The organism is Microbacterium helvum, assembly GCF_014779795.1.
GTDB lineage: Bacteria > Actinomycetota > Actinomycetes > Actinomycetales > Microbacteriaceae > Microbacterium > Microbacterium helvum.
The window spans coordinates 1-7,895 of the sequence record NZ_JACXZS010000022.1; the positions used below are offsets into that span (position 1 = coordinate 1).

Genomic DNA, 7,895 nt, shown 5'->3' on the forward strand with positions numbered 1-7,895 from the left:
CGTGACCCCGGCCGCCGCCCCCGTGGCCCCGGCGCCGGCACCCGCCTCGCCGGCCGCTGCGCCCGCGGCCCAGACGCCGGCGCCTGCTGCGCCGACGGCATCCACTCCCGCAGCGCCCACCGCCACCCCGGCAGGCGGCGCGGTCGTCGTGCCGCCGCCCGGCGGGTGGACGCCGCCGCCGCTCCCGGGACGCCCCGTGTCGGCGGCCGCTGCCGAAGCCGCGATCGACGGGCTTCCCGCCGAGAGCGCGGCCGTGGCGGACGCGTCCGGCGACGGGGATCCGTGGCAGGGGTTCGCGCTGGACACGACCGACCACAGCGCCGAGGTGACCGGGGCGTTCACCGGCGCCCCCGCACCGATCTCGGCTGTGCCGGCATCCGGCCCCGAGGGCGTGCCCGCCGTTCCGACCGCCTACGAGATCCCGCCCGAGGCGTACGCGCCCCGGCCGTCGACGCAGACGCCCGGCGAGGGCATCACCCGGCCGCCCGTGACCGACGTGCCGCTGCCGGCCATCACCGGCGAGGACCGCGAGCCGTGGGCTCCCGCGCACTCGCCGATGGCGGAGTCCGAGGCGTTCCCCGAGGCGTCCGGCCCGGTCTCGGCCGGCGTGATCGATGCCGGCATCCCGTTCTCGGCCCGCTCGTCCGTGTCGGCGCAGCACGGTCGTCCCGAGCTCCCCGATGACGACGACGATTCGTTCGACGAGACCGTCATCGCGCGCCGCAAGCGCACGGAGTGGACCCTGGTGCCCCCGACCGGCGACCCCGTCGCCCTCACAGCCGACGTCGTGATCCTCGGTCGACGGCCGTCGGCCGATGCCGAGCACCCGGGCGCACAGCTCGTGTCGATCCACGACGGCACGGTGTCGAAGACGCACGCGCGCCTGCAGCTGCGCGACGACCGCTGGTACGTCGTCGACCTCGACTCGACCAACGGCGTGCTGTTCTCGACCGTGATGGGCACCGAGGTCGAGGCGACCCCCGGCGAAGAAGTCGAGGCGGGTGAGCGCTTCCTGCTGGGCGACGCCGAGATCCGGCTGCAGCGGAGCGACGTGTGATCTTGCCCGACGACGAGCTGACGCATCGCGTGACGCCGTCCGGCGCCGACGACGCGCCGGACGAGGCGACGGTGCTGTCGGCCCGGCGGGCCGCTGCGCCCGAGGTCGACGAGGGCACGGTGCTGTCGACGCGGCGTGGGCACCGCCCCGAGCCGGAGGTGGACGAGCACACGGTGCTGTCCACGCGGCGCGCGGCGCCGGATGCTCCCGCGCCGCCGGACGCCTCGGCACCGCCGGACGACGCGACGGTGCTCTCGACCCGTCGTCCTTCCGACCCCGAGCCCGAGCCCCGACCCGGGTTCGACGACGTCGACGACAACACGGTGCTCGCACCGTCGCGTCGGATGCCCGCGCCGATCCCCGCCGAAGACCTCGATGCGACGTCGATCGCCGGCCGCCGCCCCGGCACGACCGCGGCGGGCGCGTACCCGCCCGCACCGCCGTCGGCCGAGACCCGCACCGCGGGCGGCACGACGATCGAAGAGCGCACCGACGACACCGTCCTGCGATCGGTGCGTCGCACGACCCCCGCCGCGCCGCCTGCCGGCCCCGATCCTGCCGAGGTCCGCCGGACCGCCTATGTGCCGACCGGTGAGACGCCGGACCGCCGGGCGCCGAGGACGACCGCCCCGACGATGGCGAACCGCGTGCCGGTCGCCCCGCCGCCCTCTGCCACGCCCCCGCCCGCCCCCGACGGGATCGCATCGCGCCGACGACGCGATCGCCGCCGGCTGCTGATCGTCGCCGTCGTGGTCGCCGCGGTGCTCGTCGCCGCCGTCGTCGCACTGGTGCTGCTGCTGATCTGAACCACCGAGGAAGCCGATGACCCTCCCCGCATCCGTCCCCCCTCCTCTCGTCGCCGATTCTCCCCACGAGGACGCGGCCGCGCTCGGCATCGTGCCCGCGGCCGCCGGCATCCGTTCGCTCGCCTTCACCATCGACGCGGGCATCTGGGTCCTGCTGGCCACTCCGGCGGTCGTCGGCGCCGTCATGATGCTCGCCGGCGACACCTCGTTCGTCGGGCCGCTGCTGATCCTCATCGGCTCGGTGCTTCCGCTGATCTTCGGACTCGTCCAGCTCATCCTCCACGGGCGCCGCGGCGTGACCGCCGGCAAGGCCGCCATGCGGCTGCGGTCGATCGACGTGCACGACTTCGGCCGCGTCGGGTTCTGGCGCGTCGTGCTGCGGGCGCTCGTGCTGTGGGCGAGCACGATCGTGCCGCTCGTCGGTCCCGCCCTCATGTTCGCCTCCGGCCTGTGGGATCCGCAGCGGCGGGGTCGCAGCATCCTGGACCGCGTCGGGGGATGCTGGGTCATCGACGCCCGCGCCGGGCTCGACCCGTTCGACGCCAAGGCGCTGCGCCAGGCGCGGCGGGCCGCGGCCGGCCGCCCCGACCAGAGCGAGGACCTGCCCTCGATGGCCAGCGACGCGGATGCCGCCAGCGCCCTGCAGATCCCGGGTGCGCGCTCGCGCGCCGGCGTCGTGGGGCCCGGCAGCACCGGCGCCCAGTGGGAGGCCGTCGCCGACGGCGTGGACGCGAGCGTCATCGCCCAGGTCCCCGGCGGTGCCGCCGTCGCGCACGCCGCGACGGGCCTCGTGACCGGCGCTCCGGGCGTCGCGCCCTCGAGCCCCGTGGCGCCGGCGAGTCCTGCAGCGCCGGCGAGCCCCGCGGCTCCGGCGAGCCCTGCAGCCGCGGCAGCCGTTTCCGGCGGCTCGTCAAGAACCGCCGCGCCCTCCTCAAGAACGCCCGCACCGGCTGCCGTCTCCGCCGCCGCGCCGAGAGCAGCCGCCCCGGCCGCACCCTCCGGCGACGCGCCAAGACCGCCCGCGCCCGTCGTCCAGTCGTCGCCGGGCACCGGGCCGTCGCCCGTCGGCTCCCGGCGCGCGCAGGCGATGATCCGCTTCGACGACGGCTCGATCGTGCGCGTCCCGGGCCGCGGCCTCATCGGGCGCGACCCCGAGCCGGCCGAGGGCGAGCAGGTCGAGGCGCTCGTGCGGCTCGAGGATCCGCAGCGGCTGATGTCGAAGACGCACGCCGCGTTCGGGCAGGACGCCGACGGACTGTGGGTCGCCGACCGCGGCTCGCGCAACGGCACGCAGCTCGTGTCGCCCGGCGGCGACGTGGTCGATGTTCCGGCCGATCAGGCGGCGCGGGTGCCGCTGGGGTGGTCGGTCCAAGTGGGAGGCAGGTCGTTCGAGCTCGTGGCGAGAGGTGCTGATTCGTGAAGCTGAAGCTGAGCCTGCGTCGAGGCGTGGGATCGACCGTCGACGTGCTCGTGACCGCCGACGCGACCGCGACCGTGCAGGATGTCGCGCGCGCGCTCGCCGACGGCGACGCCCTGGCGGCTCCGGGCGGCGTGAACGCGAGCGAGGTGCCGACGCTGCTGGTGGCATCGCCGGCCGGTCAGCCGGTGCACCTGAACCCCGCCATGCCCATCGCGGACGCGCCCATCGGCTCGGGGTTCGACGCCTCGGTCGTCCCGGCGCTGGCGACGGGGGATGCCGCAGCCACCGCCGCCGTGATGCGGATCCATTCCGGGCCCGACGCCGGCCGCGCGATACCGCTCCCGGCCGGCTCCAGCGTCATCGGCCGGGTGGCGCCCGCGCAGGTGCTGCTGGACGATCCCCAGGTGTCCAAGCGCCACGCGCGCGTCGATGTGGACCAGGGCATCGACCTCATCGACCTGAACTCGGCCAACGGCCTCATCGTGGACGGCGGGCTCGTGCAGCGCGTGCGCGTGCTGCCCGGTCAGCGCATCACGATCGGCGCGACCGAGGTGTCGTTCGCGCTCGCGCCGCGCGCGCAGACCGACGACTCCCTCGTGCTCGAGCGCGGCGGTGCGCTGATGTTCAACCGTTCGCCCCGCGTGGAGGACCGTTACGCGGGCCGCGAGTTCCGGCATCCCATCATCCCCAACGAGGCAGAGCCTCGCATCTTCCCGTGGCCGATGATCATGGCGCCCGTGCTGCTGGGCTTCGCGATGTTCGCGATGTTCCAGCGGCCGGCGTCGCTGCTCATCGTGGTGATGGCTCCGCTCATGATGCTCGGCAACTTCATCGGCCAGCGCACGCAGCAGAGCAAGAAGCTGACGCTCGAGATCGAGACCTTCGAGTCGCAGATCGACGAGCTGGAGGACTCCCTCGAAGCCGAGGAGCGGCTGGAGCGCGAGCGGCGGCGGGCGGAGGCGCCGGCGACCGCGACGATTTACGAGAACGCGATGTCGCTGGGGCCGCTGCTGTGGACCCGCCGGCCCGAGCACTGGAACTTCCTCGGCCTGCGCCTGGGCGTCGGCACCGCCGACAGCCGCAACACGGTGCAGGAGCCCAACGACCAGCGCGGCATCGCGCAGTACGCGCAGCAGGTGCGCACCCTGCGCGAGCGGTACGCGCAGATCGACGACGTGCCCGCGATCGAACTGCTGCCGTCCGCGGGGGCCATCGGCATCGCCGGTCCGCGCGAGCTCGCCGCCGACGTCGTGCGCGGTCTCGGCGTGCAGCTGTTCGGCCTGCACGCGCCGAACGAGGTCGTGACGGCCGCCATCATCGACCCGGCGTGGACGGGCGACATGGAGTGGATGAAGTGGCTGCCGCACACCACCAGCCCGCGTTCGCCGTTCGCCGAGATGGCCCTGGCCGACAGCCAGTCCGCCGGCACGAACCTGCTGAACGGGCTCGAAGAGGCGATCCTCGAGCGGCTGTCGGGCTCGGCCACGCGACGCGGCCCGGTGTCGGAGAAGGACTCGTCCATGACGCTCGGCAAGAGCGTCGGCGAGGGGCGCGACACCTCGGTGCCCGACGTGTCGCTCGTGCTCTTCGTCACGCACGACGCGCCGGTCGACCGTCCCCGGCTCACGCAGGTCATCGAGCGCGGTCCGGATGCCGGCGTCTACACGATCTTCGTCGCCCCGACCGTCGAGTCGCTGCCGGCGGCGTGCCGCACGTTCATCGACGTCTCGGGCGGACTCGACGACGCGATGGTCGGCTGGGTGCGCGCGGGGCACCGTGCTCGCACCGTGAAGGTCGAGGGCGTCTCGCGCGGCTACGCCGAGATCTTCGCCAAGCGCCTCGCGCCGGTCGTGGACTCCAGCTCGGTGGCTGCGGACTCGTCCGACCTGCCGGCCAGCGTCTCGATGCTGCGCCTGATCGGCACCGACATGGCCGCCGAGCCGCAGGCCGCGATCGAGCGCTGGCGGCAGAACAACTCCATCGTCGACCGCCGCCGTGGACCGCGTCCGCGCCTCAAGCGCGCCGGAACGCTCAAGGCCTACATCGGCCAGGGCAGCCCCGACGCCATGTCGCTCGACCTGCGCACGCAGGGGCCGCACGCGCTCGTCGGCGGGACGACCGGCTCGGGCAAGTCCGAGTTCCTGCAGGCGTGGGTGCTCGGCATGGCCGCCGAGTACAGCCCCGACCGCGTGACATTCCTGTTCGTCGACTACAAGGGCGGCTCCGCCTTCGCCGACTGCGTCGACCTGCCCCACACCGTGGGCCTGGTCACGGACCTGTCTCCGCACCTGGTGCGCCGCGCCCTGACGAGCCTGCGCGCCGAGCTGCACCACCGCGAGCACCTGTTCAATCGCAAGAAGGCCAAGGACCTGCTCGAGCTCGAGAAGCGGCAGGATCCCGATACGCCTCCGGCGCTCATCCTCGTGATCGACGAGTTCGCGGCCCTCGCCACCGAGGTGCCCGAGTTCGTGGACGGCGTCGTCGACATCGCCCAGCGAGGCCGGTCTCTCGGCATCCACCTGATCATGGCGACGCAGCGCCCCGCCGGCGTCATCAAGGACAATCTGCGCGCCAACACGAACCTGCGCGTGGCCCTGCGCATGGCCGACGCGGCCGACTCGAACGATGTCGTCGGCGACGTGGTCGCCTCGACGTTCGACCCGTCGCTGCCCGGTCGCGGCATCGCCAAGACCGGCCCCGGCCGTCTCGTCCCGTTCCAGTCGGGCTACGCGGGCGGCTGGACGACCGACGAGCCCGACGGCGCCCAGGTGCGCGTCGCCGAGCTGAGGTTCGGCTCGGTGACGCTGTGGGAGAACGACAGCGAGGGCGAATCCGACACGCACGACGAGGACCTCGGCCCCAACGACCAGAAGCGCCTCGTGGCGAATCTGGTGGCGGCGGCCTCGGACGCCGGCATCCCCGCCCCTCGCCGGCCGTGGCTCGACGACCTGGCGACGACGATCGACCTGCGCGACCTGCCGATGTCGGGCGACGACCGCATCCCGCTGGGCCTCGCCGACATCCCGCAGCGTCAGCTGCAGGAGGCGGTGTTCTTCACCCCCGACACCGACGGCCACCTGCTCGTTTACGGCACGAGCGGCGCCGGCAAGTCGGCGACGCTGCGGTCGATCGGCATCGCCGCCGGCGCGCGGCCCGAGTCCGGGCAGGTCGCCGTCTACGGCATCGACTTCGGCACCGGCGCGCTGCGCTCGCTGGAGACGATGCCGCAGGTCGGCTCGGTCGTGTCGGGCGACGACGTCGAGCGGGTGCAGCGCCTGCTGCGAACGATCCGGCAGATGCTCGACGACCGCGGCAAGCGGTTCTCCGAGGTGAACGCCGCGTCGCTCAGCGAGTACCGCGCGATCACCGGCGACACGAGCGAGCCGCGCATCATCCTGCTGCTGGACGGCTTCGGCGTCTTCAAGCAGGACTGGGAGACCACGTCCGCCCGCGCGGCCTACTACGCGATCTTCATGCGGATCCTCGGCGAGGGACGCCCGCTGGGCGTGCACGTGATCGCGACCGCCGACCGCTACGGCGCCGTGCCCACGGCCGTCAGCGCCAACGTGACCAAGCGGGTCGTGCTGCGCATGTCGGACGAGGGCGCGTACTCGATCCTCGGAGTCCCGAAGGACGTCCTCAACGAGCGCAGCGTCCCTGGTCGCGCGATCGTCGACGGCCTCGAGACGCAGATCGCCGTCATGGGCGGCACCACGAACGTCGCCGAGCAGAACGCCGCGGGCGAGCAGTTCGCCGCCGCCCTGCGGGCCGCCGGCGCGGTCGAGGCCCGCAACATCGGCTCGCTTCCGACCGAACTGGATGCCGCATCCCTCCCCGCGCGGATCGACGAGTTCCCCGTGCTCGGCATCGGCGACGACACGCTCGGGCCCAAGGGCTTCGAGCCGGTCGGCACGTTCGTCGTGGCGGGGCCGCCGCAGTCCGGCAAGACGACCGCGGTGCGCGGCGTCGTGCGGGCTCTGAAGCGGTTCGATCCGGACGTCGAGCTGTTCCACTTCGGCGGCCGCCGCGCGGTGCTCCGCGACGACATGGCCTGGCGCCGCTCGGCGATCGGCATCGAGGACGTCCGCACGCTCGCCAAGGAGCTGAAAGAGATCGTCGCCGACGAGACGGTGACCAGGCGCATCGGGATCGTCGTCGAGAACATCACCGAGTTCGGCGACACCGACGCGGAACGGCCGCTCAAAGAGCTGTTCCAGGCGATCAACCGCAGCGACCACTTCCTCGTGGCCGATGGCGATGTGACGCAGCTCTCCAGCGGCTACGGCCTCATCGGCGAGCTCAAGGCCGGTCGCCACGGCATCGCGCTGCGGCCCGACAGCTACGACGGCGAGTCGCTGTTCAAGGTGCCGTTCCCGAAGGTGCAGCGCCATGAGTTCCCACCCGGCCGCGGCCTGTTCGTCGAGAACGGCCGGCACGTCACGGTGCAGCTGCCGCTCGTCGCCGGGTGACCGCACGCGTCCGTCGCATGGGGAATGGTCCCCATGTCCGGCGCGCGAAGAGTTGCCCTAGCCTTTCTGCGGGCCGGTCGCGGTCCGTTCGAGATCTGAGAGGACTGTGACATGGCTGATTTCAAGGCGTCTTATGGCGAGAT

The 7,895-nt window shown here is 73.4% G+C and carries 4 protein-coding genes; all 4 read left to right on the plus strand.

The features are described from left to right. The coding region (locus IF188_RS19865; RefSeq protein WP_191173547.1) for an FHA domain-containing protein at nt 1–1,057 on the plus strand (1,057 nt) is incomplete at its 5' end. Beyond that, nucleotides 1,054–1,863 carry a hypothetical protein gene (locus IF188_RS19870; RefSeq protein WP_191173548.1) on the plus strand — a complete coding sequence of 270 codons (810 nt, stop codon included), beginning with the start codon at nt 1,054–1,056 and terminating at the stop codon, nt 1,861–1,863. The genes IF188_RS19865 and IF188_RS19870, both read left to right, overlap by 4 nt. 16 nt (nt 1,864–1,879) lie before the next feature. Continuing rightward, nucleotides 1,880–3,283 (plus strand): RDD family protein, encoded by a 1,404-nt coding sequence (locus IF188_RS19875; protein ID WP_191173549.1) that lies wholly within the window; start codon nt 1,880–1,882, stop codon nt 3,281–3,283. Further along, nucleotides 3,280–7,752 carry an FtsK/SpoIIIE domain-containing protein gene (locus IF188_RS19880; protein ID WP_191173550.1) on the plus strand — a complete coding sequence of 1,491 codons (4,473 nt, stop codon included), beginning with the start codon at nt 3,280–3,282 and terminating at the stop codon, nt 7,750–7,752. The genes IF188_RS19875 and IF188_RS19880 overlap by 4 nt, the downstream gene beginning before the upstream one ends. The last annotated feature ends 143 nt before the right edge of the window (nt 7,753–7,895 follow it).